Source organism: Terribacillus saccharophilus (genome assembly GCF_046592595.1).
GTDB classification, from domain to species: domain Bacteria; phylum Bacillota; class Bacilli; order Bacillales; family Amphibacillaceae; genus Terribacillus; species Terribacillus saccharophilus_C.
This window is the reverse complement of the sequence record NZ_JAWVPF010000005.1, coordinates 80430-102754: the sequence shown is the minus strand read 5'-3', so window position 1 is coordinate 102754 and position 22325 is coordinate 80430. Positions and strand designations below refer to the sequence as shown.

Here is a 22325-nt window from a genome sequence, read left to right as displayed (position 1 = left end):
AAGAGAGGGGAATTGAAATGGTAAAAAGAACAGCAGAAAAAGTTTTAGTAATCATAGGGGCAGTAATATTTCTCATTTCATCAATCACAACGGCAATTGGATTAGGCGCATCAGATACATCAACCGCCAATCAGCTTTCAGAACTGGGTTATACGCAACAAGAAGCTTCACTCGTTGCGGATTTGGCTGGCGGACTCTCAATCTGGTTCCTCATTGTCTTTATCATTTGTGCCATCCTTGGATTTGTTTCCTTGCGTATGCTCAAACCTGACAGACAGGCAAAAGGTGCAGGTATTTTGCTTATTATAACTGCAGTGCTTGGTACAATCCTGACTATCTTCACTGGCTTCATCAGCGGGATCCTTTACTTGATCGCAGGTATCATGGCGATTGTGCGAAAGCCTGTTGAGCAATATAATGATAGAGGAGAAACGTATTAAGAAGTAACGCAGGAAGGAGGGTTGACATGTTGAAACGAACAGCGGAGAAGGTACTTGCCATCATTGGTGCAATTGTCTTCCTCATTACTGCGGTCATGACAACAGTTCAGGTTGCTACATACGATCCAGAGGCTGCCCGTGAACAGATCCTGGAAAGCGGAGTTAATCAGGCAGTTGATACTGGTATGATTGCCGATATCGCAGGTTCCATTGGAATTTTTGTCATTATCGTGAGTGTCATTAGTTCCATCTTAGGCATTTTGGCAGCAGTTAAGCTAAAGGCGGATCGTAGGCAGACTGGGCTTGGTGTCATGCTTATAATCGTGGCATTAGTAGGTTCTATTGGTACTTTCCTATCTGGCTTTATCGGCGGGATGGTTTATATCATCGCGGGCGTCATGGTGCTGGCGAGAAGACCTGCAGATGAAGGCAGATAGTAAAAAGGAGAGAATCTTGTGGTAAACCGTACTGCAGAATTGGTTTTAGGGATTATTGGTGCTGCTTTTCATGCAATAGGTGCTATTTTGGGAATTATCTATATCTTTGCAGTTGATGAAGCGGCAGAAAGAGACTTATATAATAATCCAGAAGTATCGATGGAAGAGGCGGATTCAGCTAGCTTTTTAGCAGGAGCTATAGGATGGTATTTCGTGGTGGTTTGTATTGTTGCAATCATCATGGGCGTTATAGGAGTGATTATCCTTCGGCGGAACGGAAGATCAGTAGCTTCTGGAGTTCTATTCATCGTGGCTGGTGTTTTGTCATCTGTGCTGTCCATTTTCCTGTTGATAGTACCAGCAATTTTATATATTGTTGCAGGTATCCTTGCAATAGTCCGAAAACCAATTGACACAAACGATAACACGATAGAGAGCTATTAAAATGTAAAAGGAGCACTGCGGAAAAAAGCAGTGCTCCTTTTTATATGGATAGTGCCAGGAAAGCGAACAATATGCCGATGATATAACTGCTCACCAGATAAGTGATTGCCAAGGCGATTCTCTTTTTGCTTCCCAAATTAGCTATTTCCAGGAAAAAAGTAGAGAATGTCGTAAATGAACCGAGAAATCCGATAGCGAGGAAATTCTGCCAGTTCATCCCCCAATCAGCCCGAAATACAAGCCCGATTAAAAAGGAGCCTGTGATATTGATCAGGAAGGTCCCGAGAGGGAAGGCCTTCTGCCATGATGTCTCTACTCTTTTGCTTATTTCGTAGCGGGAAATTGCTCCAAGCCAGCCGCCCAGAAGTATACAGAGAATACTCATATGGATTGCTCCTTTTGGACGGGACTCGGAGAAATATGAAGACCGATCAGAATTGCACCTAAACCACCTGCTGTACTGCAGGCGAGATAAATTAATCCGATACGTGTCATGCCATCTTGGACGAGAAGCGCAGTTTCCAGACTGACTGTCGAAAAAGTTGTAAATGCTCCGATCATGCCAGTCGTCAGTGCTTTGGCAAATGCGGATTTATCCGCAAAGTAACGACGCTTCAGAAAGTTGGTCAAATAACCCATAGCGAAACAGCCAATAATATTGATGCAAAGCGTGCCCGACGGAAAACTGCCTGTATGCGGCACCAATGTTCCAATCAAATAACGAAGAAGCGCACCAATACTGCCACCGCAGCCAATTGCAAGATACATTTTCATACACAAACCTTCTTTTTCCGCATATAATGCTCTATGCCTGTATTATACCCCATTATCTGTGTTACGCTAATAGGACTGATTCAGAGGAAAGGTAGTTTGATTATGATGAAAAACGCGGCGATTCTAAGTGAGGAATATTTTTTATCTTACTTTCGTCTGCTGATGAATACGCGCGGCTGTACTGCAGAAGAAGCTTATCAGCTTACTGTCGAGCAGATTTTTGAGGGGGATATCAATCTCTTTGGCGAAGATACCAAAAAGAATTTCAAACTTGCCTATCAAGCAATCAAAGGAAACTGACGCTTCCTGACATGCTCTATTTGACATTGAGAATGGTTATCAATTAAAATGGGAGCAGATGAAGGGAAGTGAATGAAGGTGGCAAGTGTACTGATAGCATTCACCAGTATGTCAGGCAATACGGAAGAAATGGCTGACATTATGGAACAGACGTTGGAAGAAAAAGGAGTCGAGGTGACGAAACTCCAAATTGATATAGATCAGTTAGATGTTTTTACGATGACCGACTATGATGGCATCTTAATGGGCACCTATACGTGGGGCGATGGAGATATCCCATACGAAATCGAGGATTTCTACGATGAGCTCGATGACATCGAATTGGATGGCAAACCGGTTGCCCTTTTCGGATCTTGTGATTCTATCTATGCAAGCTATGGTGCTGCAATTGATACATTCCAGGATAAATTCAAGGAGCGCGGAGCGGAAATCGTTCTTGAAACTTTGAAGGTTGACTTATCTCCTGAAGATGAGGATATCCGTAACTGTCAGGAATTCGCTGCATCGTTTGCATCGGTAGTGGATAAAGAGCATAGCATTTAAAAAGCAGTCTGCTTCATGCAGACTGCTTTTTATTTTTTTATATATAAAGGTTTATGTAGAATAATGTCGAATAAATTCGGGTATAGGAACGGATAGGGGGTAGGACTATGGACATATTTCAGGTAGTAACAAAGAACCATGATGATATGATTGAGATAACTGATTCCATTCAGCGCTATATCCAATCAATTGGCGTACAAGAAGGGATAGCAGTGATTTCCTCTTTGCATACGACTGCGGGTATCACAGTAAATGAGAATGCTGATCCAGATGTGAAGCAGGATTTTCTCCGCAGGCTCCGGGAGGTATATCCTTGGGAACATGAATTGGATTTGCATGCAGAGGGAAATACGGCGGCCCACCTCAAAACAAGTACAGTCGGACATGCCCAGACAGTGCTTATCTCAGAAGGCAAGCTCGTATTAGGAACATGGCAAGGCATTTATTTTTGTGAGTTCGATGGACCGAGGTCGCGGAAATATGCAGTTCAAGTTCTCCCGTCCGGAAGGGAGGGTGCATGATGGAACAGCTATCTGTATGTGCAATGTGCGGGACAGTCCTTGATATACCGGAGAAGGGTGAATTGCTGATGCGGTCACCAGTATCATATACGAATCCATCCCTCGGCAGTCCGCTTGAACAGGAAGATACATATACGATTTACCAGTATTTCAGTTTACAGCAGCTAGAGCAAATGCTCTTGTCCATACGCAATCAAAGTACAACCGGTGTAAGGTGCACCGTTGCAAAGAAAGTAACCAACAGCTACCCAATGGTATCGGTCGAGGAGCTTCTCCAACGCGTACAATTTCCGCAATTCACCGAAATAATCCAAAAGGGGGCATTTCAATCTTTTCTGCAGCCAATCATATCCATGAAGGATGAGGGAATTTTCGGATATGAGCATTTGCTGCGTGCAGACAAACGGGAAGTTTCACCTGCTGCACTGTTTAATTTTGCGGCTGAAGCAGGACTCACCAGCATGCTCGACCAGCGAGCGAGAACGTCTGCAGTAAGGAAAAGGGCACAGGAAGCTGTACCTGCTGGAGTAAAGAGCTTTATCAACTTCCTGCCATCAACCATTTACAATCCAGACTTCTGTCTAAGGCAGACGTTCCGTACAGTCGATGAATATGGAATAGATCCGAAAGACCTTGTATTCGAGGTGGTTGAAACAGAGAAACTGGATGATGTTGCCCGCCTGCAGCGTATCTTCAAACGGTACAAGCAAGAAGGCATGATGGTAGCCTTGGATGATGTTGGGGCAGGTTACTCCACGCTAGAACTGCTCAAAGAACTTGAACCAGATTTCGTGAAAATAGATAGAGCATACATATCCTATTGCGACAGTGATCCACAGAAACAAGAATTCCTGTATAAAGTAATGAGTGTTGCCGGTCTCCTAGGCACGAAGGTGCTGGCCGAAGGAATCGAAAGACAGGAGGAACTGTCTTTCTGTAAGCAGATCGGCATGGATTTGGCCCAAGGTTACTTCATTGGGAAACCGAGTTCTAATGCTGACTCAGGAGGTTTACTGTTTCCTTCGAGGTAAAAATAGTTATGACAGTTACTCCATTATCGATCGGAATAAATACGATCGATAATGGAGTTTTTTGCTTTATTTACAGAAAAACAGGTCAAAATATTTGACATTTCATAAAAATCACTTCAAGTTCCTTAAACCCTGCCGATATATTGAAAGTCATTATACAGAGTTGAATAGCTGTGTAATAGCTATTATCAGGGGGATACTGAAATGAAATTATTAAAGAATGTGAGAATCAGGACAAAAATGCTTATTTTAATCCTGGTTGGAGCAATTGCTCTCGGTATTGTAGGGACAGCTGGTATATTTTACACACGAGAAATGGCAAGAGAGGCTGAATTGATGTACAAAGATAAGCTGCTGCCTAACTTATCTTTAAGCCGAATCAGCGAGAACAATCAAGCAAACGATGCATACATTTTGGAAATGATGCTCACCTCAGACGAATCAAGAAATGATGAGTTGAGTAACATGCTTACTTCATCCATTGTGGAAATTGATAAAGAAATGGATAAACTGGAGCATAGCTATATGTCCCCAGAGGGAAAGGAAATATTTGAGAACTATAAGAAAGAGCGAGAAGGTCTACACGAAATCCGAAACCGTGTTATGCAATTTGCACTAGAAAATCAAAACGATGAAGCGTATGAGCTCTTTGTCGATGAACAAATACCGCAGCGTACAGTAGTCAATGATATTCTAAAAGAATTGCAAGCGCAGAATACGAAAGAAGCAGAGGAATCTTATGAGCAGGCAACGAAGGATGTAAAAGAGGCCACTATTATATTGGCATCCGTTATAGGTGTAGCTTTAGTACTTTTGATTGCAATCGGAATCCTAATATCGAAGCTGATCGTCTCTCCGGTAAAAGAGCTTCGCAACTTATTGGGCAAAGCGGCAGATGGAGATTTCAGCTCGGATGGTTCGTACCAAGCTAAGGATGAGATGGGTGAATTGACAGCCTCTTATAATGCTATGGCAGATGGTATGCGGTCTATCATCCGTGTGGTGAATGATACATCCCAGCAAGTGGCTGCATCTGCAGAAGAATTAAGTGCTAGTGCGGAACAAAGCAGTTCATCTTCTGAACATGTCGCGAAAACGATGCAGGAGCTGGCAGAGGGTTCAGTCCAGCAGCTTGAGCTTGTTACAACGGCTACAGGAATAGTCGGGAATATGGAACAGCATACGAGTAAGCTGGCGTCCAATGCCCAGAATGTAGAAGAAGCAGTAAAGAAGACATCTGAACTATCTGTTCAAGGGGGACATGCAATCAAGGATGTAAATGAACAGATGAACACGATCACTTCCCATGTGCAGGAGCTGTCTGCTTCCATTGACAGTTTAAACAAGCGGTCTAGGGAGATCAGTGCCATTACGAGTGTTATTACGGATATTTCTGCACAGACAAACCTTCTTGCATTGAATGCAACGATCGAGGCTGCTCAAGCCGGGGAACATGGCAAAGGCTTTGCGGTAGTCGCGGATGAGGTGCGTAAATTGGCTGAGGAAACAAGGGGAGCGGCAGGGCAGATTGCTGCTTTGGTCGGCTTTATCCAGCAAGATACGACGAGAACCATCGACCTGATGCAGCATGCAGCAGAAGAGGTGCAGGCAGGCACGAGGGTTGTGGACCAAGCGGGCGGTTCTTTTCATCAGATTGAAACTGCAGTTGCGAGTCTGGTTGATGAATTCAAAGAAGTGAGAGTTGCGTTGGAAGGTATGATCGCAGGCACAGATTCAGTCAATATGTCACTTGGGGATGTGAACGGAGTGGCAGAAGAAGGAGCAGCCTCAACGGAAAGTGTGTCAGCTGCGACAGAACAGCAGCTGGCGGCTATGCAGGAAATAGCGGCATCATCCAGTTCCCTTGCATTTATGGCAGAGGAGCTTCAAACCGCTATTGCTCGTTTCCGTGTAAGTTAATTGACTAAAAAATAGTAAGCGATAAAGGATAAAATAATTAGCAGGAAAACATAAATCATCCATTTCACATGGAACCCTCCTCTAAGAAGTAGACGTATACTTCCTGGAAAAGGGTTCATTTTTTTACATTGTTTTCATTCAAGCTGTGCATACTACTTGCAGTATGTACAAAGGAGGCAATGTAATGGATGCTTTTCAAGCAGGAGAGATCGTCTATGTGATTATCCGCAATCCCCATGCACAGGGAGTAGCCAATATACAAGAGGCAGCGGTTGTCCATAACCCGGAGAAACCAGGAGAACTGGCATTGTTTGTGTATGAAACCTATTATCCGCTCAATGATGAGGTGGCGGTTTACCAGGATCTTGGCGAAGCGGAAGAAGCATATGTGTCCGCCTTTGGCCTGACTGATGGAGGCTATTATGGTTAAGCCGTTTGTGCCGCAGCTTGTGTATATAGAGCCTAGGGCATTGGAATACCCGCTTGGTGTGAAGCTTAGGAATAAATTCAGGGATATGGGAGTTGAGATACGTGAGACAACTTCCCATAATCAGGTCCGCAATCTTCCTGGCGATAATGATTTCCAGAAGTATCGTACCGCCAAATCGACTTTGGTCGTCGGTGTGCGGAAAACATTGAAATTCGATACATCCAAACCATCAGCTGAATATGCGATTCCATTTGCGACAGGCTGCATGGGGCATTGTCATTATTGTTACCTGCAAACGACAATGGGATCCAAACCTTATATCCGCACATATGTAAATACGGATGAAATATTTGATGCTGCAGAGCAGTACATGCAGGAAAGAGCTCCTGAAGAGACGCGGTTTGAAGCTTCCTGTACGTCAGATATCGTTGGTATTGATCACCTGACACACACATTAAAACATGCAATTGAATATTTTGGCCGTTCCAAGCACGGACAGCTGCGCTTTGTAACGAAATTCGCCCATGTGGATCATTTGCTGGATGCAGACCATCAGGGACGGACGCGTTTCCGTTTCAGCATCAATGATGATTATGTGATCAAGTACTTCGAACCAGGCACATCACGATTGAAAGATCGTATCGAAGCCGCAGTGAAAGTGGCAGAGGCTGGGTATCCGCTCGGATTCATCGTCGCTCCGATTTATTTACATGACGGCTGGCAGACAGGTTATCCGGAAATGCTCGAGCACCTGGAAGCTGCATTGCCTGCCCATGCGAAAAAGAACCTGACCTTCGAGTTGATTCAACATCGATTCACAAAGCCGGCAAAGCGTGTTATTCAAAAGAATTACCCGATGTCGAAGCTGGAGCTGGATGAAACCAAGCGAAAATACAAATGGGGACGTTATGGCATCGGCAAATACGTCTATCAGAATGAAGAGCAAGAAGAAATTAAAGATGTAATAGGAAGTACAATTTATAAGATGTTCCCGCAATCCAGAATAGAATATTTCACGTGATTCATTGGTTGACAATCACATCTGTGCATGTGATAGTTAAGGGGACAATTGAATTTTGAGGAAGTCCACTAGGGGTGCCATTAGGCTGAGATAAGAGTGATCTTGATCCCTTTGAACCTGATCTGGTTAACACCAGCGTAGGGAAGTGGAGCCGGATTCGTGTATTTTCTGAACACATGACTATACGAGTCGCTCCATACTTCTGGAGCGGCTTTTTTATATGGCCGGCGCCAACCCCCCTTCCGACGGGCTTTCTCCAATAGGAGGAGAAAAACATGTTTTCTGCACAATTGAGAGAAGAAGCAAACCCGGTATTTGAAGCGATTTATGCACATCCCTTTGTAGAAGGAGTGGCGAGTGGTCATGTGCCGCGTGAGGCATTGATCCATTATGTGAAAGCTGACTATGAGTATTTGACCGCATTTGCCCGAATCTATGGCTTGGCAGTCAGCAAATGTGAAACGCGTGAAGAGATGGAGTTCTATCAGTCCCAAATTCATTTTGTCCTGCACAGTGAGATTCATCCGCATAACGTCTTTTGCAAAGTCGCAGGTGTACGGTACGAAGACCTGCAGCGCATGACTCCTCCTCCAGCAGCTGATCATTATATTTCACACATGATGAACAGTGCTGTACAAGGAGATATCGGAGAGCTGATGGCAGCGCTTCTGCCTTGTCCATGGACGTATCAAGCACTGGCATCTCATATTATGGAAACAAAGAAACCGGATGCATCCAATCCGTTTTTGGAATGGATACAGTTTTACAGCAGCAGGGAAGATGGCATGCCGGATGTGACAGCAGAGCTTAGCAAGCGACTGGACAAGTGGGCCGAGACAGCGGGATCTGCTGCAAAAGAACGTGCACGGAAAGCTTTTCTGAAAAGCTGTATGCTGGAGCATAGTTTCTGGGAGATGGCTTCCGCCCAGCAGGACTGGATGATTCCGTTGAAAGGGGCGTCCGTTCATGCCTGATATCAAGAGCGCTTTGACAATAGCTGGAACAGACCCTTCAGGAGGAGCCGGGATCCAGGCAGATCTGAAAACATTCCAGGAGCTTGAAGTATACGGAATGAGTGTGGTCACCTCACTCGTTGCCCAAAACACGACAGGAGTGCAGGCGGTTCATCATATTCCAGTCGATTTCCTGGAACAGCAGCTCCAATCGATTTTCTCTGATATTACCCCTGCGGCTGTAAAATCAGGGATGATTGCATCAGAAGAGATGATGCGCTGCGTAGCTGCTGCGCTTACTAAATCAAAGGCTGCTTATGTGATGGATCCTGTTATGTATGCCAAAAGCGGACACGCACTCATGGGAGAGGATTCCCGTGATGCACTGAAAACACATCTTGTTCCTTTAGCTGCACTTATCACACCCAATATACCGGAAGCAGAAGAACTTACGGGTATCCATATTGAAGATGAAAACAGCATAAAAGCAGCAGCTAAAATAATCGTCCGTGAGTATGGAGCAAAAGCTGTCCTGATGAAGGGCGGTCATATGGAAGGGGCATCAGCAGCAGACTGGCTCTACGATGGAAACAGCTTCACCGCTTACACTGCTGAACGTATTCAGACAAAGCATACCCATGGAACAGGATGCACATATTCCGCAGCGATAACCGCAGAGCTGGCTAAAGGCAGATCTCTGCAAGAAGCAGTCCGGGTTGGTAAGGATTTTGTGACAGATGCGATTATGTATTCGCTTCAGCTCGGAAAGGGAAATGGCCCGACAAATCACTGGGGATACCGTCTGCAAGGTGTTCCAGTCCAGGAGGAACAGCATAATGAAGTATACTGATGTGATAAAGCACGTCCGAGAAGTGAATCCATTGATTCACTGCATTACCAATCAGGTTGTGATTAACTTTACGGCAAATGGTCTGATTGCACTTGGTGCTTCCCCAGTGATGGCGTCAGCTAAGGAAGAAGCGGCGCAAATGGTGCAGCATGCGCAGGCGCTGTTAGTGAATATCGGTACATTAGCCGCAGCAGATGTAGAGGCGATGATTTTAGCCGGTAAGGAAGCCAACAGACTTGGAATACCAGTCATATTCGATCCCGTCGGTATAGGTGCCACAGCGTATCGGACAGAAACGGCCCGTCGCATTTTGACTGAGGTGGATATCGCTGTCATCCGAGGAAATGCAGGTGAAATCTCTGTTCTTAGCGGCACGTCAGTCAAAGTGAAAGGTGTAGACGGTTCGGAAACTGGTATTTCACCTGGAGCTGTGAAGCAGCTGGCCAGAGAATTGGATACGATTGTGATTGCAACAGGGGAAATAGATATCCTTTCAGATGGGAACCATACGTATAGCGTTGCTAACGGGCATAATATGCTCAGTAAAATAACTGGATCAGGCTGCTTGCTTGGTGCCGTTGTAGCAGCATGTGCAGGAGTAGCAGACAATATACTGGAAGCATGTATCGGTGCTCTTGCCTTCTATGGGATTGCAGCGGAGGAAGCTGCCAAGATCTCAGAAGCTCCAGGAAGTTTCCAGGTCGCATTTCTAGACCAGCTTTATTTGCTGGGAGATCAAATGATTGATTCGGAAAAGGTAGAACGATTCGAGGTAAAAGCATAAAGAAACAATCAGCAGGAGTATGCCTGCTGATTGTAGGTTTCTACTTCTCTGGATGAGGGTGGGGGCCATGCCGATGCGGCTTTGGTATAAAGCCATCCTGCTCTAATTGTTTGAACCTTTGATCCAAATGCTTCTCGATTTGGTCTGCTTTTTCTTCAGAGAAGACACCATATTCGACGTACTTCTCGATAATTTGCTTTTCTTGCTCTAATGCCTGTTTTTGCAAAGCTGCTATTTCCTGCTTCTGTTCAGCTGTCAGCACATCGGCAACAGCCTTATCAGCAGCAAAACCAGCAGCTGGATTGGTAACAACCAATCCGACACATAGAGCGATTACTACAGCCCCGGCTTTCATCCATTTCAACTTTATCATCTCCTTGTTCAAAGCTTGGGCTTACTTTACGCAGTTTTGGGATTGCTATCCACCTTCCACACTTTTTCCTAATTTAGGAGCATGTGATATCAACCTGAGGATTGAGAACTTATTCGACACATAATGGGGATGTGAACGTCTTAAATGGAAAAGGAGTAATAAACATGAAAGAAGAATTGGAGCTATATTTCATCATGGGCAGTCAAAATTGCCAGGATAAGGATCCGGAGGACATACTGGAACAGGCGCTTGAAGCTGGTATTACCATGTTTCAGCTTCGGGAGAAAGGTGAAGGGGCTGCGACTGGACAGGAAAAAAGACAGCTGGCTGAACGTTTGCAGGCCAGATGTCGGGCACACAGCATCCCATTCATCGTTAATGATGATGTGGATCTTGCGATCGAAATAGGTGCAGATGGCGTGCATATCGGACAGACAGACGAAGCAATGCAGCAAGTAAAGGCGCGCTGTCCAGAGCATTTCATTATTGGTGTGAGTGCTCAAAATACCGAGGAAGCTAAAAAAGCGATTCAGGACGGAGCCCACTATATCGGAGTTGGGCCAATTGCCGCTACTCGCACAAAGATTGATGCTGATTTCCCGATCGGCCTGACAGGTCTGCGGGAGATCCGGAAACAAGTCGGTGACTTTCCGATCGTCGCAATCGGCGGTATCAATCAGAAAAATGCTGAAGCTGTCCGGCAAGCAGGGGCGGATGGTATCTCGTTCATTTCTGTCCTGACCAAAGCGGCGGATATCCAGCGGGCAGTAAATGAATTAAAAATGAAGATGGAAAAGGTGCACAAGTGAGTGCATCTTTTTTAATTTGGCGGAATTAAAATGTAAGGATTTGGTCACAATTCGTTCTATACGCTATCTGTATTCTCTTATACGATGAAAGGGACACTTAAAAATTGGAGTGGTAAATTTGAAGAAGCCAATGTTGGTCTTGCTGGCATTGTTCTTATATATGCTGCCGCAGACTGTGTCCGCCCATGCAGTACTGACGGCATCGGATCCAGGACAGGGTGATACAGTGACAGAGAGCATGGATGCCTTCACTCTGACGTTCAATTCGGATGTGGAGGATGTAGTTGAGACGAAAATAAACGTCGATGGACAAGCTCTCGCCACTGACTCTGCAGTCATTGATGGGACAACTGTTACTGTTCCATTAGCTCAGGAAATGATTGATGGAGAATATGATTTCAGCTATAAAGTGATTTCAGCAGATGGGCATGAAGTCGGGAATACAGTCTCCTTTACAGCAGAAGGACTTGTTTCCGCTGAAGATAGTGATAACAGCGTAGAAGAATCAGCCGGAAATAGCGAACAAAATACACAAGTGAACGAACAGAATCAAGCAGCTGCAGAAAAATCACATGAAGAAGAAGGTTCCGATACAGGTTTCATCACGACGGGATTGGTAATCATAGCCTTGCTTTGTGCCGCTGTATTGTTCTTCACTTATCGTAAAAAGGACTAACCTGCCGTGATTCTAGTTCCATTGTTGGAATTGCTGTCGTATATCGCTTTTTCTTTTATTGCTGGTCATCTTGTTTTTCGGTTAATACGTAAGGAGAAAGCAGCAATCCAGACACCGCGAAGTGACGTATTAGCTGCAGCAGCCTCTGCTGCGCTCGTTACGAGCGGCCCTGTTATTAATCTTGTTTCCCTGATCGGTGCACAGAATGGTTATGGACAGGCATTGAGCCAAGTGTTATTCCATTTCACAGCTGGAAGAGTCTGGATCGGCATCTTTCTTCTGGCTATCTGTGTATGGCTGCTGCTTTATTTCAACAAATCTCCGTTTCTCACGCTCATCTTGTTCCTTGGCATGCTATTTCTTAGTGCGTATGGCAGCCATACAGCAACAGAGGGTGGTGTAATCGGTGCTTTTGTGCATTTTGTCCATTTTGGGGCTGCTGTTTTCTGGGTCGGTGTACTGATTCATGTTTGTTTTTATGCACCAGAACAATTCAGTTGGGAAAGTTTCCTGAAGTGGTTTACGCCATTTGCCATGCTGCTTGTAATGCTAGTCATAGCCAGCGGTATAATGGTCATGCTGTTTGCGATGGATATTCGAAACTACGGAAATGCACTGATGCTGACATATGGTCAGATGCTGTTTGTGAAGCACATCGTTTTTATTCCGGTACTGGTATTTGCTGTTATCAATGGTATTCTGGCACGAAAAGCTTATCGTGATCCTGCGTTTCGTCCGCTTCATTGGATCCGCGCCGAAGCGGTCCTGCTCGCAATTGTGTTTATCTGCACAGCGATACTTGGTAATTCTGCTACGCCAGCAGATATTCCAGCAACCCTAAGCAATGAGGGTGCTGCGCCGATATTCGGCAGCATTTTTCCTGCTGTGACTGCTGGAAGTGTCGCAACCTGGCATTGGGGTGTGCTTGGAGTTGTGTGCTTTATCGGATTTGGCTTGTTTTTGGCCAGTATTGTTTATCTTTTCAAAAAAAGGGCTGCAGCAAGCTTTGCATTGGCAGCCGCGTTTGCTGCTTCGGCACTTTTGTACGCTGCCATAATGACTAGTTTGCAATTTTGATAGAATCATATAAAGGCATTATTCCTCCTTTGGTCACGGAAAGTTTACGCTAGGCAAACATTCTGCGGGAAAAAGGAAAAAGAAATTGGGATAATGTCTTTTTTTGTGTGCCATTGTCGTCTGTTTTCCCAATACATTTCCAAGTTGGCCTATGCTAGATTAACTGTAATAGTTTCTGAGAGTCTCAAGGACAGAACGCCCGGACTCCACTTCAGTGACTATAAAATCTAGCGAGGTGATCGAATGAAAAGAAAACTGGCAAGTGTTGCTGCTGTCGCAATGATAGGATTATCTGTGTTCCAGCCGTTACAAGCTGCAGCCGCTCCTGATGAAACGGCAAAGAATCAGGAAATCCGCGTTCTTGTTAAGCAGAAGGACGGTGTGTTTTCCACTCAAGCTACAGATAAAGTCAAGGAAGAGCATGGTGTTCGCAATAGCTTCGGTAAGGAAGGGTTTACTACGGAGGTATCCAAAAAAGACCTTAAGGAGCTAAAAGCTGACAAAGCCTTGGAAGTAACGGAAGTAAGTGTATATACGAAGCAGGAAGTATCTGAAAAACGGGATGTTTCGGCACAAGCGGTTTCTGATCGCACACCGTGGGGAATTCAAGCAATTTATAATAATCCATCCATTACTAGTACAAGCGGTGGAAATAATATCAATATCGCTGTGCTTGATACTGGTACATCTGTCAACCACCCTGACCTTGCTGCCAATGTGGAGCAATGCGTCGACTTTACCCAAGCATCCAGCGGACAAGTGAATGGTACTTGTGTCGATCGTGATGGGCATGGTACGCACGTTTCTGGTTCTGCACTTGCCAATGGCGGAAATGGTTCAGGCATCTTTGGTGTGGCACCGCAAGCAGATCTTTGGGCATACAAAGTACTCGGTGATGATGGACGCGGCTATTCCGATGACATCGCAAACGGCATCAGGAAAGCTGCCGATGATGGAGTCAACAGCGGCGAGAAAGTCGTCATTTCGATGTCCCTTGGCGGCGGCCAGGATTCTCTCATCTCCAGTGCAGTACGCTATGCGAACAGCAGAGGTGCACTAGTTATCGCAGCATCTGGTAACTCAGGTCCTTATGAAGGCTCCATCGGCTATCCTGCTGCACTGCCGGAAGCTGTTGCAGTAGCCAACCTGGAGAACCGTCAGCAAAACGGTACATACCGAGTTGCCGATTCCTCCTCCCGAGGCTACAGTCGAACAGATGGTGATTATGCCATCCAGACAGGTGATGTGGAAGTATCTGCTCCAGGATCAGCGATTGTTTCCACTTATCTAGGAAACACGTATGCGTCTCTGACTGGTACATCCATGGCAACACCGCATATCTCTGGTCTGGCAGCAAAGATCTGGTCCGAAAACACTAGCCTGAGCAGTTCTCAAGTAAGGCAAACATTGCAGTCACGTGCTCGTGCCAATGATATCCTTGGCGGCTATGGTGCTGCCAGAGGCGATGATTATGCCTCTGGATTCGGGTTCCCGCGTGTGCAATAGTCCAGCAGAATGATCGAAGAAGGCCCCTATAGCAGGGGCCTTCTTTTTTATAGTTTCTCAGGTAATTTCCATACAAGCAGACAGGAAACGCTGGCTATACACCCTCCGATTACAATGGTTGCACCTATGCCTAGGGACTCTGATAATAGACCAGCACAAACAGAAGCAACTGGAAGCAAGGTAAACGTAATGAAGCGGGATGTGGATTGGACGCGACCTAGCAAATGCAATGGTGTATAGCGCTGCCGAATTGTTTTGATGATCGGGTTAACGGCACCAGCTGCTGCTGTTCCAATCATATTGAAGCAGGCTGCCAGCCAGATAGTATCTGTCAGCCCGACACAGATGATAGATAAACCGCCAATTATCTTAGCAGCAAATAATATCTGTCTGTAAGTAGAGAAGCGATCAGCAAAGAAACCTAGAGATGTACCTAGAATGGCTCCGATTCCACCAGCAGATAATACAATGCCAAGCAGCAATGGATCTTTTGTGAGTTGGTTGACATAGATGACCAGCAAAACAATGAGAAATTGAATGCCGAAGTTGGAGATTAGTGAAATAAGATTGGTGTACCAAATCTCTTTCTGTTTATAGATGAAAGAGAATCCTTCCTTCAGCTCGTGTATGTAAGAGGATGGGGAAAATGTTCTTGAGCTCGAAGTATGTTTTTCGTAAGGCAGCAAGAGAACTAGCAAAACGGCAAGCAAGGATAATCCGCTGACTGTCAGTAAGCTGTAAGAGGTACTGAAGAAGAGGATTACACCGCCAATACTCGGGCCGATCACGATAGTAAGCTGAAGCAGGATGCTTTCTATACTGTTGGCATAGTGAAGCTGCTGTTTGGTTACTAGATACGGAATGGCGGTGAACTGTGCTCCTTGATAAAATTGCCCAGCTAGACCAATACACATGGATAGGATACTGATAATCAAAATACTTAACTGCCCCGTAACAGCGAGGACGCTTAATAGAAGAAAACAGAGAAAGCGGACTAAGTCAGCAATCAGCAGCACATGCTTCCAATTCGAACGATCGAGCAAGGGACCGATAAGGGGCTGCAGCAGCATTGTCGCCCGTTCAGCTGCGACGGCAATCGTTACGGCTATAGCGGAAGAAGTCACTTCCAGTACAAGCAGCGGCAGCAGGATGCTGTAAACTTGTCCAGCCAAAGAAGCCATTGTGGTGCTCATCATCAGACGTGATAGCGGGTGAGTCAGTGTTATTTTCTGCATGGTGCTGTAATCACTCTCCTAAAAATGACTGCAGCTCATGATCCAGGGAAGCAATACTATCTTTATTTGCGTAATAGGTTTGTTTGTTTGATTCAATTAATCCAGCGGACTTGAGCATTTTCAAGTGATGGTGCAGTGTGGATTTCGCGATGGAAAGCTGCTCGGTTAATTGCTGGAGTGTTTGTTCACCGTCCATTAATCGCTTCAGCAAGTTCAGTCTGGTTGCATCACCTAATGCTTTATACTTTCGCACAAGCATCGTATCGGGGTTATATCTATTATCAGGATCGATGCTATTAGCATGAATTGGGTAATAGAAAACCTTGGTACCGGGAAGGTCTGCGCTGACGGTCCATGGTCTGTAGTAGAAATGAGGGATAAACAATATCGTATCTATAGCATCTTCTGGCTTATAGCTTGTACTGTTTGTCACCCATCGTATGAAGGCTGGTTTATCCATTGCGTCCAGCTTTTGTTTTTTATTCGAGATATCTCGTTCCAGCATATCCTGCAAAACCTTTTCCTCTGGTCTGATTACTTCTTCCATCCATTTTTCCATAACAGAAATCAAGTGTTCTTTCAGGCAGGATATATCTGCATTGGCTATAAAAGCGATATAATCTGAGAAGAAAGGGTTATCTGCGGTTACTTCTTGCAACGTGGCCAAAGAGCTTTCATTACCCTGAGCAGCCAGTGTTCGATGTTTCTCGAATGCGCTTCCGATGTAGGGAAGACTTTGTTCTCGTAATATCTGTTCCGGCATATTGGAGACCAAAGCTGACCATTCCTCTAAGGTTGTGGCATTTGAGTGGTGTAGCAGCTGAAGCAGCGTCTTCCAGGTGTTGCATTGATGAATCTTTTCCAGTTCGACCTGAAGCCCATCCGAAAAGCCATTTTCGGGTTCATCCCACATTCTTTCCACGTGCTCAAGAGTCCCTGCCAAGGAGTCATTCGTAACAGCAGCAATGCCTAACGCAGCTTCCCACAGCAACGACGTTTCAAATAGAATGGTATAATCATGCTTTGCTTTAAAACCTGTCTGAATTATCTGCACCTCTATCACCTCATAAATATTCTATATTATTAGAATATTAAATTCAACAAAAATCGAACAAAGGATTTGATACATGTTGAACTATCATCGCGCATTTGGTGTATACGCTGTTATCCATAATAAGGACAAACTGCTTGTCATCCAGAAAGGCAGTGGTCCATATATAAATCGCTTTGATTTGCCAGGAGGAAGTCTGGAAGCAGGGGAAGGTTTGTTGGACGCTGTCATTCGTGAAGTCAAGGAAGAAACGGGCTTGACCGTTCTAGTGAAGAAGCAGATTGGTGTTGTCGATTTTAAGCTCCCGTGGCAGTGGAAAGGATTTACGCATGTGCATCATACAGCTGTTTTTTATACAGCACAGGCAATTGGGGAACTGCGGGTGCCAAAGCAGTTTGCAGGGCAGGATGCGGTAAGGGCAGAATGGATCCCTATTATTAAGATGTCGATTACGAACAGCTCACCATTGGTTATGCAGGCAATCCAATGGCTGCTGACGTCTGAAATCCCCTTAGAAACAGTTGTCTATCCAGAGTGGGAAATCAAAGAGGAAAGTTTCCGGGAAGGAGATCAGGGTATTAGATAAAGAAAAAGAGGGTGCAGCTTAGGTGAAAAAAGCAGGTTTGTATGCATTCAGTTTGTTGTTAATTGTGGCTGGTATTTTGCATTTTGTATTGGATGATGGTTTTGTTGCCATGCTGCCGGCATATGTGCCGCTGCGCTACACATTGATTTATCTAACCGGCATAGCAGAGATTCTCCTGGCTATTGGCTTACTCGTACCTGCTACAAGGAAATTAACTGCTATCGTCACCGTCATTTACTTGATTGCCATCTTTCCGGCGAACATTTACAGTGCCGTTTATGATATTCCGATGCCGGGCTTTGAGGAGACAAACCAAGCACTTCTTTATGCTCGCCTTCTTGTACAGCCGGCACTTATCTGGTGGGTTTGGAAGGTGACAAGATAAAAACAAATCTTGCAACTCGACAAAAGGCTTTGCATATAGTGGGAATATCATGTATGCAGAGGTGACCTATGCGCTCCATCAGTTTGTGTATGATCGTCAAGAATGAAGAAGAAGTACTGGCTGGCTGCTTGGAAAGCGTTCAGGATTTAGTGGATGAAGTCATAATCGTGGATACAGGCTCCACTGATCGGACGAAGGAGATCGCATCAAATTACACGTCACATATTTTTGATTTCGAGTGGGTAGATGATTTTTCGGCTGCACGCAATTACAGTTTTGATAAGGCGACGGGAGATTATATTCTTTGGCTGGATGCTGATGATATATTGCTCCCGAAGGATCAGGAAGCTTTCCGGACTTTATGGGGTGATTTGACAGACGAAGTAGACGTTGTATCGATGTATTACCATACAAGTTTGGATAGTGAAGGACGGCCCCTATACTTGTATAGAAGAAATCGAATTGTGAAACGGAGTAAGAACTTCCGCTGGCGTGGTGCAGTGCATGAGTACTTGGAATTTGGCGGAAATATCGTAAATTCAGAAATAGCTGTCACGCATCGCAAGAACGATAAAACGTTCACGATTTCAGATCGCAATTTACGGATCTATGAGTCCTACGTCGCTTCCGGCAGGGAACTCACACCACGCGATATGTTTTATTATGCAAATGAATTGAAGGATCATGGAAAGTTCGAGCTGGCTAAGTCTTATTATCTAGCGTTTCTTCAATCAGAGAAGGGCTGGGTCGAGGATAATATTCGGTCATGTCAATATCTGGCCGATTGCTGCAAAGCCGAAGGAGATTCAGATGGTTATCGTATGTACTTGTTTGAGTCTTTTCGGTATGATCGCCCGCGGCCGGAATTCTGCTGTTTGATCGGCGACTTACTGACAGAGGATCGAAACTATGATGCAGCAGCCTACTGGTATCAACAGGCATTGGATTATGAAGGGAAGGAGCTGCCGGGCTTCAGTGTACCAGCTTATACGACATGGTATCCGTATTTGCAGCTGACGCTTTGTTACTCCCGGATTGGTCTGCTCGATAAAGCGGAATCAGCGCACAAAAAAGCTGTGTCATATAACCCGGATCATCCAAGTATCCGTCATAATACAGCTTTCTTTGAGGAGCTCAGTCTTTAATTTCCTTTTGGTGCTTCCTATGTCATAATACGTACTATCAAGGAAAGATATGGAGGATTAGATGTGGCATTGGATATAATTGCTTGGGTTATCATTGCGGTGGCATTCATCGCTAGTTTTGCAGGGATTGTTTATCCCGTCATTCCATCTCCGCTGATGCTATGGATTGGATTCCTGGTTTTCCAGTTTATGCTTAGTGATGGGGATTTATCTGTATTCTTCTGGATAGCGATGGTTATCCTGACGGTGGTATTGATCATCTCGGATATTATTGCTAACAGTTATTTCGTTAAAAAATTCGGCGGCAGTAAATGGGGCGAGCGAATCGCAGCGATTGGTGTAATTGTTGGTTCCTTCATCATCCCGCCTTTTGGTATCATTGTCGTACCGTTCGTTGCTGTGCTTGTCACGGAACTTGTACAAAAAAGAACACCGAAGGAAGCCATCTATTCTTCCATCGGCTCATTGCTTGGCTTCCTTGGCGGATCAATCGCTAAGATCGTTATTCAGTTGATTATGATTGTATGGTTCTTTATAGCGGCGTTTGTATAAAAGAAAAGCGAGCATCTCTGCTCGCTTTTTCTTATGCGTATTCTGTTTTTTGTAATCTCATATCGAAGATGTAATAACCGAATGGAATAACGGATGCAAGCAGGGCTAGGATTGCCCATTTCAATCCCCAGCCAACCTTTAAGGTCGTGTAGCCGGTCCAAATGACATACAGGACGAATAAACCGCCATGGATGGCACCTATGTAGGTGACGAAAATCGGTATATCCATCATGTATTTTAAAGGCATTGCCATGAACAATAACAAAAGCAAGGAAGTCCCTTCGAGAAATCCGATAATACGGAACCATTTCAATGTCGCTTGCATGAAAGCCCTCCCAAAAACTATTTGTAATTAGTATAAGCAAGCTTGCCCCTATTTACCACTCTTCGAGAGAACTTGTCATAACATTGTCAAAATATCATTTCACATCATAGATGGACGGACGTCTGTCCTGGAATACAGGGATGCGGCTTCGTACGTCATCCACTTGATCAAGATCTGCTTGGCCATACAGGATGGTCGGTTCCTCGCCGGCTTCAGCGATGATTTCGCCCCATGGACCTATAATCAGGCTGTGCCCGGCAAATTCATTTGCAGGGTCACTTCCTGCGCGATTGCAAGCAACTACATAGCACTGGTTTTCGATTGCACGGCTGAGCAAAAGCGCACGCCAGTGATCCAGCCGCGGCTTCGGCCACTCCGCAACGACGAAGAGCACTTGCTGATCGTGGATCATATGCGTACGGATGAATTCAGGAAAACGGATGTCATAACAGATGACACCAGCTGCTCGTTTATTTCCAATGGAAAAGGAAGCAGATCTGTCGCCTTGGCTGAGAAATTTCTCTTCATCCATCAGTCGGAACAGATGCGCCTTATCATACTCATGGAGCAGCTCACCTGCTGGTCCGAAGACAAGCATCGTATTATAGACACCTGTGTCGGTCTGCTTGGCAATGGAACCGGCGATGATGTATTTTTGATATTTTTCAGCTAATCTGCTGATGAAGCGCTTGGTCGTTTCGCCCTCTGCATCACTGATGCTATCAAGCCTTGTCAGGTCATAGCCGGTTGTCCAAAGCTCAGGCAGCACGAGGACATCGGCATGTTCCTGTGCTTCATTTATTAAATCTTCCACTTTGCTGTAATTGGCTTGGGGATCACCAAAAACGATATCATGCTGAATTAAAGCGAGTTTCATTGTGTCACTCCTTTATTTGCCGCAACGAATGTCTCGACACTTCGCATAGCTTCCATCACTTGATCCGAATCGGAGACATGCATGAAATGAATGGATTCCCCCGGAGCGACAGCGCCGTCTGCAGCAACTTTCATTGCTTTATCCAGATTTTCCTTTACACCAAGTTCTTTAAGCACAGTTGGCAATCCGAGCTTTTGATAGATCGGAAGCAAAGTACGAATCTCTTCGAATTTTTCTTCTAGTGCAAGCTGAACCAGGATACCGTAAGCAACTTTATTTCCGTGCAGCTGCTCATGCGTTTCTGCAAGTCTTGTCAGTCCGTTGTGAATGGAATGAGCACCTGCGATTCGCCCATACTCATCTCCGAAGCCGCCAACCATACCGCCAGCCATGATGATTGTTTCTGCAACACGCAAAAATGTACTATCAGCACGTTTGCTTTGCAAAGAACAAATAGCTGCATCTCCTTCGGCAATCAGGATGTCCCTGCATAACTTAGCAGCGTTGCGGGATATTTGGACAGCAAGCGGCTGATCCGTCATGTTTTCAGTAAGTGCATCCGCCTCGTACCATTTAGCCAATGTATCGCCGATCCCGGCAATCAGATAGGAGGCAGGTGTAGTAAGAAGCAGTTTTGGCTCGACTAGCAGCATAAATGCACTGCGTGGGAATACAGTATATTCGACAAAGTTACCTGCTTCATCATAAAAAACGCTGAGTGAGGCCCATGGCGAGCAGTTAGAAACGATCGTCGGAATCAGGATTACCGGCAATCCTGCATCATTGGCTGCAGCTTTGGCGGTATCCAACACTTTTCCGCCGCCGACACCGATTATAAATTGAGCAGCTTCGTCTGCTGCGATACCTGCCAGTCTAGCTGCTTCTGCATGTGTGCACTGGCCGTTATATGCAACTCGTTTCACTGGTAAATCAATCGGATCCAAAAATGGGGAAGCTGCTTTCCAGGATGCATCACCATGGATAAGCAATCCGTTTTTCCAATTCAATTCCGCCAGCCGTGCTGGAAGTGTTTCCAGTATGTTATCCTCACAGACGTAATAGTTCGGAGCGCCTTTTATGTTGATGGTCATGTTGTCACCTCATTGATTTTTTACATAAAAAAACTCTTCCAGACGAATATGGAAGAGGGGAAGGCATGTGTGTAGTCCCCTTATCCCTCAGCGTCTCGCTGTTGGAATTAGCACCGTGTGCAAATGCACCGGTTGCCGGGCTTCATAGGGCCAATTCCCTCCGCCTTCTCTTGATAAGAGTGTGTGATT

At 45.2% G+C, this 22325-nt stretch carries 29 protein-coding genes and 2 riboswitches; of the genes, 21 read left to right on the top strand and 8 right to left on the bottom strand.

Translation table 11 applies throughout. From position 1 onward, the window contains the following. Positions 1-17: 17 nt before the first annotated feature. The 3 genes from SFC25_RS09780 to SFC25_RS09770 are packed head-to-tail and all read left to right on the top strand — an operon-like array spanning position 18 to position 1321. Positions 18-440 (top strand): DUF4064 domain-containing protein, encoded by a 423-nt coding sequence (locus SFC25_RS09780; protein WP_411215084.1) that lies wholly within the window; start codon positions 18-20, stop codon positions 438-440. A 26-nt stretch (positions 441-466) separates the two neighbouring features. Continuing rightward, positions 467-877, top strand: coding sequence for a DUF4064 domain-containing protein (locus tag SFC25_RS09775; protein ID WP_411215083.1), 411 nt, complete (start codon positions 467-469; stop codon positions 875-877). Between the two features lie 18 nt (positions 878-895). Continuing rightward, positions 896-1321 (top strand): DUF4064 domain-containing protein, encoded by a 426-nt coding sequence (locus SFC25_RS09770; protein ID WP_411215082.1) that lies wholly within the window; start codon positions 896-898, stop codon positions 1319-1321. A 40-nt stretch (positions 1322-1361) separates the two neighbouring features. On the opposite strand, the gene crcB (SFC25_RS09765) is transcribed toward SFC25_RS09770, so the two are convergent. Beyond that, on the bottom strand, positions 1362-1706 hold the full coding sequence (gene crcB / locus SFC25_RS09765; protein WP_411215081.1) for a fluoride efflux transporter CrcB: 345 nt from the start codon (positions 1704-1706) through the stop codon (positions 1362-1364). Continuing rightward, complete coding sequence (gene crcB / locus SFC25_RS09760; protein WP_411215080.1) at positions 1703-2095, bottom strand: fluoride efflux transporter CrcB; 393 nt, start codon at positions 2093-2095, stop codon at positions 1703-1705. The genes crcB (SFC25_RS09765) and crcB (SFC25_RS09760) overlap by 4 nt, the downstream gene beginning before the upstream one ends. A gap of 102 nt (positions 2096-2197) precedes the next feature. On the opposite strand from crcB (SFC25_RS09760), the gene SFC25_RS09755 reads away from it, so the two are divergent. The 10 genes from SFC25_RS09755 to thiM all read left to right on the top strand — a co-directional run bounded on the left by SFC25_RS09755 (position 2198) and on the right by thiM (position 10448). Then, positions 2198-2395 carry a hypothetical protein gene (locus tag SFC25_RS09755; protein WP_411215079.1) on the top strand — a complete coding sequence of 66 codons (198 nt, stop codon included), beginning with the start codon at positions 2198-2200 and terminating at the stop codon, positions 2393-2395. Between the two features lie 78 nt (positions 2396-2473). After that, entirely contained in the window at positions 2474-2938 is a 465-nt protein-coding gene (locus SFC25_RS09750) for a flavodoxin (RefSeq protein WP_411215322.1), read from the top strand. A gap of 107 nt (positions 2939-3045) precedes the next feature. Then, entirely contained in the window at positions 3046-3459 is a 414-nt protein-coding gene (locus tag SFC25_RS09745; protein ID WP_411215078.1) for a secondary thiamine-phosphate synthase enzyme YjbQ, read from the top strand. Beyond that, complete coding sequence (locus SFC25_RS09740; RefSeq protein ID WP_411215077.1) at positions 3456-4490, top strand: EAL domain-containing protein; 1035 nt, start codon at positions 3456-3458, stop codon at positions 4488-4490. The genes SFC25_RS09745 and SFC25_RS09740 overlap by 4 nt, the downstream gene beginning before the upstream one ends. Before the next feature lie 204 nt (positions 4491-4694). Then, a complete protein-coding gene (locus SFC25_RS09735; RefSeq protein ID WP_411215076.1) occupies positions 4695-6410 on the top strand; it encodes a methyl-accepting chemotaxis protein in 1716 nt (571 codons plus the stop codon). A 184-nt stretch (positions 6411-6594) separates the two neighbouring features. Beyond that, the gene (locus tag SFC25_RS09730; protein ID WP_411215075.1) at positions 6595-6840 is read left to right on the top strand and encodes a transcriptional regulator SplA domain-containing protein; all 246 of its coding nucleotides are present in this window, start codon (positions 6595-6597) and stop codon (positions 6838-6840) included. Continuing rightward, positions 6833-7861: a spore photoproduct lyase gene (gene splB, locus SFC25_RS09725; protein WP_411215074.1), complete on the top strand. Its 1029-nt coding sequence runs from the start codon at positions 6833-6835 to the stop codon at positions 7859-7861. The genes SFC25_RS09730 and splB overlap by 8 nt, the downstream gene beginning before the upstream one ends. Positions 7862-7921: 60 nt before the next feature. Further along, positions 7922-8022, top strand: a riboswitch (TPP riboswitch). Positions 8023-8136: 114 nt separating this feature from the next. Further along, complete coding sequence (tenA, locus tag SFC25_RS09720) at positions 8137-8835, top strand: thiaminase II (protein WP_411215073.1); 699 nt, start codon at positions 8137-8139, stop codon at positions 8833-8835. Continuing rightward, entirely contained in the window at positions 8828-9664 is an 837-nt protein-coding gene (gene thiD, locus SFC25_RS09715; protein ID WP_411215072.1) for a bifunctional hydroxymethylpyrimidine kinase/phosphomethylpyrimidine kinase, read from the top strand. The genes tenA and thiD overlap by 8 nt, the downstream gene beginning before the upstream one ends. Beyond that, positions 9651-10448 carry a hydroxyethylthiazole kinase gene (thiM, locus tag SFC25_RS09710; RefSeq protein ID WP_411215071.1) on the top strand — a complete coding sequence of 266 codons (798 nt, stop codon included), beginning with the start codon at positions 9651-9653 and terminating at the stop codon, positions 10446-10448. Before thiD ends, thiM begins: the two co-directional genes overlap by 14 nt. A gap of 40 nt (positions 10449-10488) precedes the next feature. On the opposite strand, the gene SFC25_RS09705 is transcribed toward thiM, so the two are convergent. Further along, positions 10489-10803 (bottom strand): YckD family protein, encoded by a 315-nt coding sequence (locus tag SFC25_RS09705; protein ID WP_411215321.1) that lies wholly within the window; start codon positions 10801-10803, stop codon positions 10489-10491. 182 nt (positions 10804-10985) lie between these two features. Between SFC25_RS09705 and thiE the strand changes: the two genes are divergently transcribed. The 4 genes from thiE (at position 10986) to SFC25_RS09685 (ending at position 14889) form a co-directional block, all read left to right on the top strand. Then, positions 10986-11630 carry a thiamine phosphate synthase gene (gene thiE / locus SFC25_RS09700; protein ID WP_411215070.1) on the top strand — a complete coding sequence of 215 codons (645 nt, stop codon included), beginning with the start codon at positions 10986-10988 and terminating at the stop codon, positions 11628-11630. Positions 11631-11748: 118 nt separating this feature from the next. Further along, positions 11749-12306, top strand: coding sequence for a copper resistance CopC family protein (locus SFC25_RS09695; RefSeq protein ID WP_411215069.1), 558 nt, complete (start codon positions 11749-11751; stop codon positions 12304-12306). 6 nt (positions 12307-12312) lie between these two features. Continuing rightward, the gene (locus SFC25_RS09690) at positions 12313-13383 is read left to right on the top strand and encodes a copper resistance D family protein (RefSeq protein WP_411215068.1); all 1071 of its coding nucleotides are present in this window, start codon (positions 12313-12315) and stop codon (positions 13381-13383) included. 243 nt (positions 13384-13626) lie between these two features. Further along, positions 13627-14889 (top strand): S8 family serine peptidase, encoded by a 1263-nt coding sequence (locus SFC25_RS09685; protein WP_411215067.1) that lies wholly within the window; start codon positions 13627-13629, stop codon positions 14887-14889. Between the two features lie 47 nt (positions 14890-14936). Here SFC25_RS09685 and SFC25_RS09680 read toward each other — a convergent pair whose 3' ends face one another. Next, on the bottom strand, positions 14937-16124 hold the full coding sequence (locus tag SFC25_RS09680) for an MFS transporter (RefSeq protein WP_411215066.1): 1188 nt from the start codon (positions 16122-16124) through the stop codon (positions 14937-14939). A gap of 10 nt (positions 16125-16134) precedes the next feature. Next, positions 16135-17178: an ArsR/SmtB family transcription factor gene (locus SFC25_RS09675; RefSeq protein WP_411215065.1), complete on the bottom strand. Its 1044-nt coding sequence runs from the start codon at positions 17176-17178 to the stop codon at positions 16135-16137. A 73-nt stretch (positions 17179-17251) separates the two neighbouring features. On the opposite strand from SFC25_RS09675, the gene SFC25_RS09670 reads away from it, so the two are divergent. From SFC25_RS09670 to SFC25_RS09655, 4 genes are all read left to right on the top strand, one after another. Beyond that, on the top strand, positions 17252-17761 hold the full coding sequence (locus SFC25_RS09670; RefSeq protein WP_411215064.1) for an NUDIX hydrolase: 510 nt from the start codon (positions 17252-17254) through the stop codon (positions 17759-17761). 22 nt (positions 17762-17783) lie between these two features. After that, positions 17784-18146, top strand: a complete 363-nt coding sequence (locus tag SFC25_RS09665; protein ID WP_411215063.1) for a DoxX family protein — start codon at positions 17784-17786, stop codon at positions 18144-18146. Positions 18147-18214: 68 nt separating this feature from the next. Continuing rightward, positions 18215-19291, top strand: coding sequence for a tetratricopeptide repeat-containing glycosyltransferase family 2 protein (locus SFC25_RS09660; protein WP_411215062.1), 1077 nt, complete (start codon positions 18215-18217; stop codon positions 19289-19291). 69 nt (positions 19292-19360) lie between these two features. Next, on the top strand, positions 19361-19843 hold the full coding sequence (locus tag SFC25_RS09655) for a DUF456 domain-containing protein (RefSeq protein WP_411215320.1): 483 nt from the start codon (positions 19361-19363) through the stop codon (positions 19841-19843). Between the two features lie 31 nt (positions 19844-19874). Here the strand turns inward: SFC25_RS09655 and SFC25_RS09650 are convergent, their stop codons facing one another. The 3 genes from SFC25_RS09650 to SFC25_RS09640 all read right to left on the bottom strand — a co-directional run bounded on the left by SFC25_RS09650 (position 19875) and on the right by SFC25_RS09640 (position 22136). Further along, positions 19875-20168, bottom strand: a complete 294-nt coding sequence (locus tag SFC25_RS09650; protein WP_411215061.1) for a DUF3817 domain-containing protein — start codon at positions 20166-20168, stop codon at positions 19875-19877. A gap of 94 nt (positions 20169-20262) precedes the next feature. Beyond that, on the bottom strand, positions 20263-21045 hold the full coding sequence (locus SFC25_RS09645) for a carbon-nitrogen family hydrolase (protein WP_411215060.1): 783 nt from the start codon (positions 21043-21045) through the stop codon (positions 20263-20265). Then, positions 21042-22136: an iron-containing alcohol dehydrogenase family protein gene (locus tag SFC25_RS09640; RefSeq protein ID WP_411215059.1), complete on the bottom strand. Its 1095-nt coding sequence runs from the start codon at positions 22134-22136 to the stop codon at positions 21042-21044. The genes SFC25_RS09645 and SFC25_RS09640 overlap by 4 nt, the downstream gene beginning before the upstream one ends. Positions 22137-22213: 77 nt before the next feature. After that, positions 22214-22316: riboswitch (SAM riboswitch) on the bottom strand. Between the last annotated feature and the right edge of the window lie 9 nt (positions 22317-22325).

What these genes read in the sequence shown, in the direction of transcription:
- SFC25_RS09670 (WP_411215064.1), top strand. Translation starts at nt 17,252, where the DNA reads ATGTTGAACTATCATCGCGCATTTGGTGTATACGCTGTTATCCATAAT.
- thiE (WP_411215070.1), top strand. Translation starts at nt 10,986, where the DNA reads ATGAAAGAAGAATTGGAGCTATATTTCATCATGGGCAGTCAAAATTGC.
- splB (WP_411215074.1), top strand. Translation starts at nt 6,833, where the DNA reads ATGGTTAAGCCGTTTGTGCCGCAGCTTGTGTATATAGAGCCTAGGGCA.
- SFC25_RS09660 (WP_411215062.1), top strand. Translation starts at nt 18,215, where the DNA reads ATGCGCTCCATCAGTTTGTGTATGATCGTCAAGAATGAAGAAGAAGTA.
- SFC25_RS09740 (WP_411215077.1), top strand. Translation starts at nt 3,456, where the DNA reads ATGATGGAACAGCTATCTGTATGTGCAATGTGCGGGACAGTCCTTGAT.
- SFC25_RS09645 (WP_411215060.1), bottom strand. Translation starts at nt 21,045, where the DNA reads ATGAAACTCGCTTTAATTCAGCATGATATCGTTTTTGGTGATCCCCAA.
- SFC25_RS09755 (WP_411215079.1), top strand. Translation starts at nt 2,198, where the DNA reads ATGATGAAAAACGCGGCGATTCTAAGTGAGGAATATTTTTTATCTTAC.
- thiM (WP_411215071.1), top strand. Translation starts at nt 9,651, where the DNA reads ATGAAGTATACTGATGTGATAAAGCACGTCCGAGAAGTGAATCCATTG.
- SFC25_RS09730 (WP_411215075.1), top strand. Translation starts at nt 6,595, where the DNA reads ATGGATGCTTTTCAAGCAGGAGAGATCGTCTATGTGATTATCCGCAAT.
- SFC25_RS09640 (WP_411215059.1), bottom strand. Translation starts at nt 22,136, where the DNA reads ATGACCATCAACATAAAAGGCGCTCCGAACTATTACGTCTGTGAGGAT.
- SFC25_RS09680 (WP_411215066.1), bottom strand. Translation starts at nt 16,124, where the DNA reads ATGCAGAAAATAACACTGACTCACCCGCTATCACGTCTGATGATGAGC.
- crcB (WP_411215081.1), bottom strand. Translation starts at nt 1,706, where the DNA reads ATGAGTATTCTCTGTATACTTCTGGGCGGCTGGCTTGGAGCAATTTCC.
- SFC25_RS09775 (WP_411215083.1), top strand. Translation starts at nt 467, where the DNA reads ATGTTGAAACGAACAGCGGAGAAGGTACTTGCCATCATTGGTGCAATT.
- SFC25_RS09685 (WP_411215067.1), top strand. Translation starts at nt 13,627, where the DNA reads ATGAAAAGAAAACTGGCAAGTGTTGCTGCTGTCGCAATGATAGGATTA.
- SFC25_RS09705 (WP_411215321.1), bottom strand. Translation starts at nt 10,803, where the DNA reads ATGAAAGCCGGGGCTGTAGTAATCGCTCTATGTGTCGGATTGGTTGTT.
- crcB (WP_411215080.1), bottom strand. Translation starts at nt 2,095, where the DNA reads ATGAAAATGTATCTTGCAATTGGCTGCGGTGGCAGTATTGGTGCGCTT.
- SFC25_RS09745 (WP_411215078.1), top strand. Translation starts at nt 3,046, where the DNA reads ATGGACATATTTCAGGTAGTAACAAAGAACCATGATGATATGATTGAG.
- SFC25_RS09780 (WP_411215084.1), top strand. Translation starts at nt 18, where the DNA reads ATGGTAAAAAGAACAGCAGAAAAAGTTTTAGTAATCATAGGGGCAGTA.
- SFC25_RS09650 (WP_411215061.1), bottom strand. Translation starts at nt 20,168, where the DNA reads ATGCAAGCGACATTGAAATGGTTCCGTATTATCGGATTTCTCGAAGGG.
- tenA (WP_411215073.1), top strand. Translation starts at nt 8,137, where the DNA reads ATGTTTTCTGCACAATTGAGAGAAGAAGCAAACCCGGTATTTGAAGCG.
- SFC25_RS09735 (WP_411215076.1), top strand. Translation starts at nt 4,695, where the DNA reads ATGAAATTATTAAAGAATGTGAGAATCAGGACAAAAATGCTTATTTTA.
- thiD (WP_411215072.1), top strand. Translation starts at nt 8,828, where the DNA reads ATGCCTGATATCAAGAGCGCTTTGACAATAGCTGGAACAGACCCTTCA.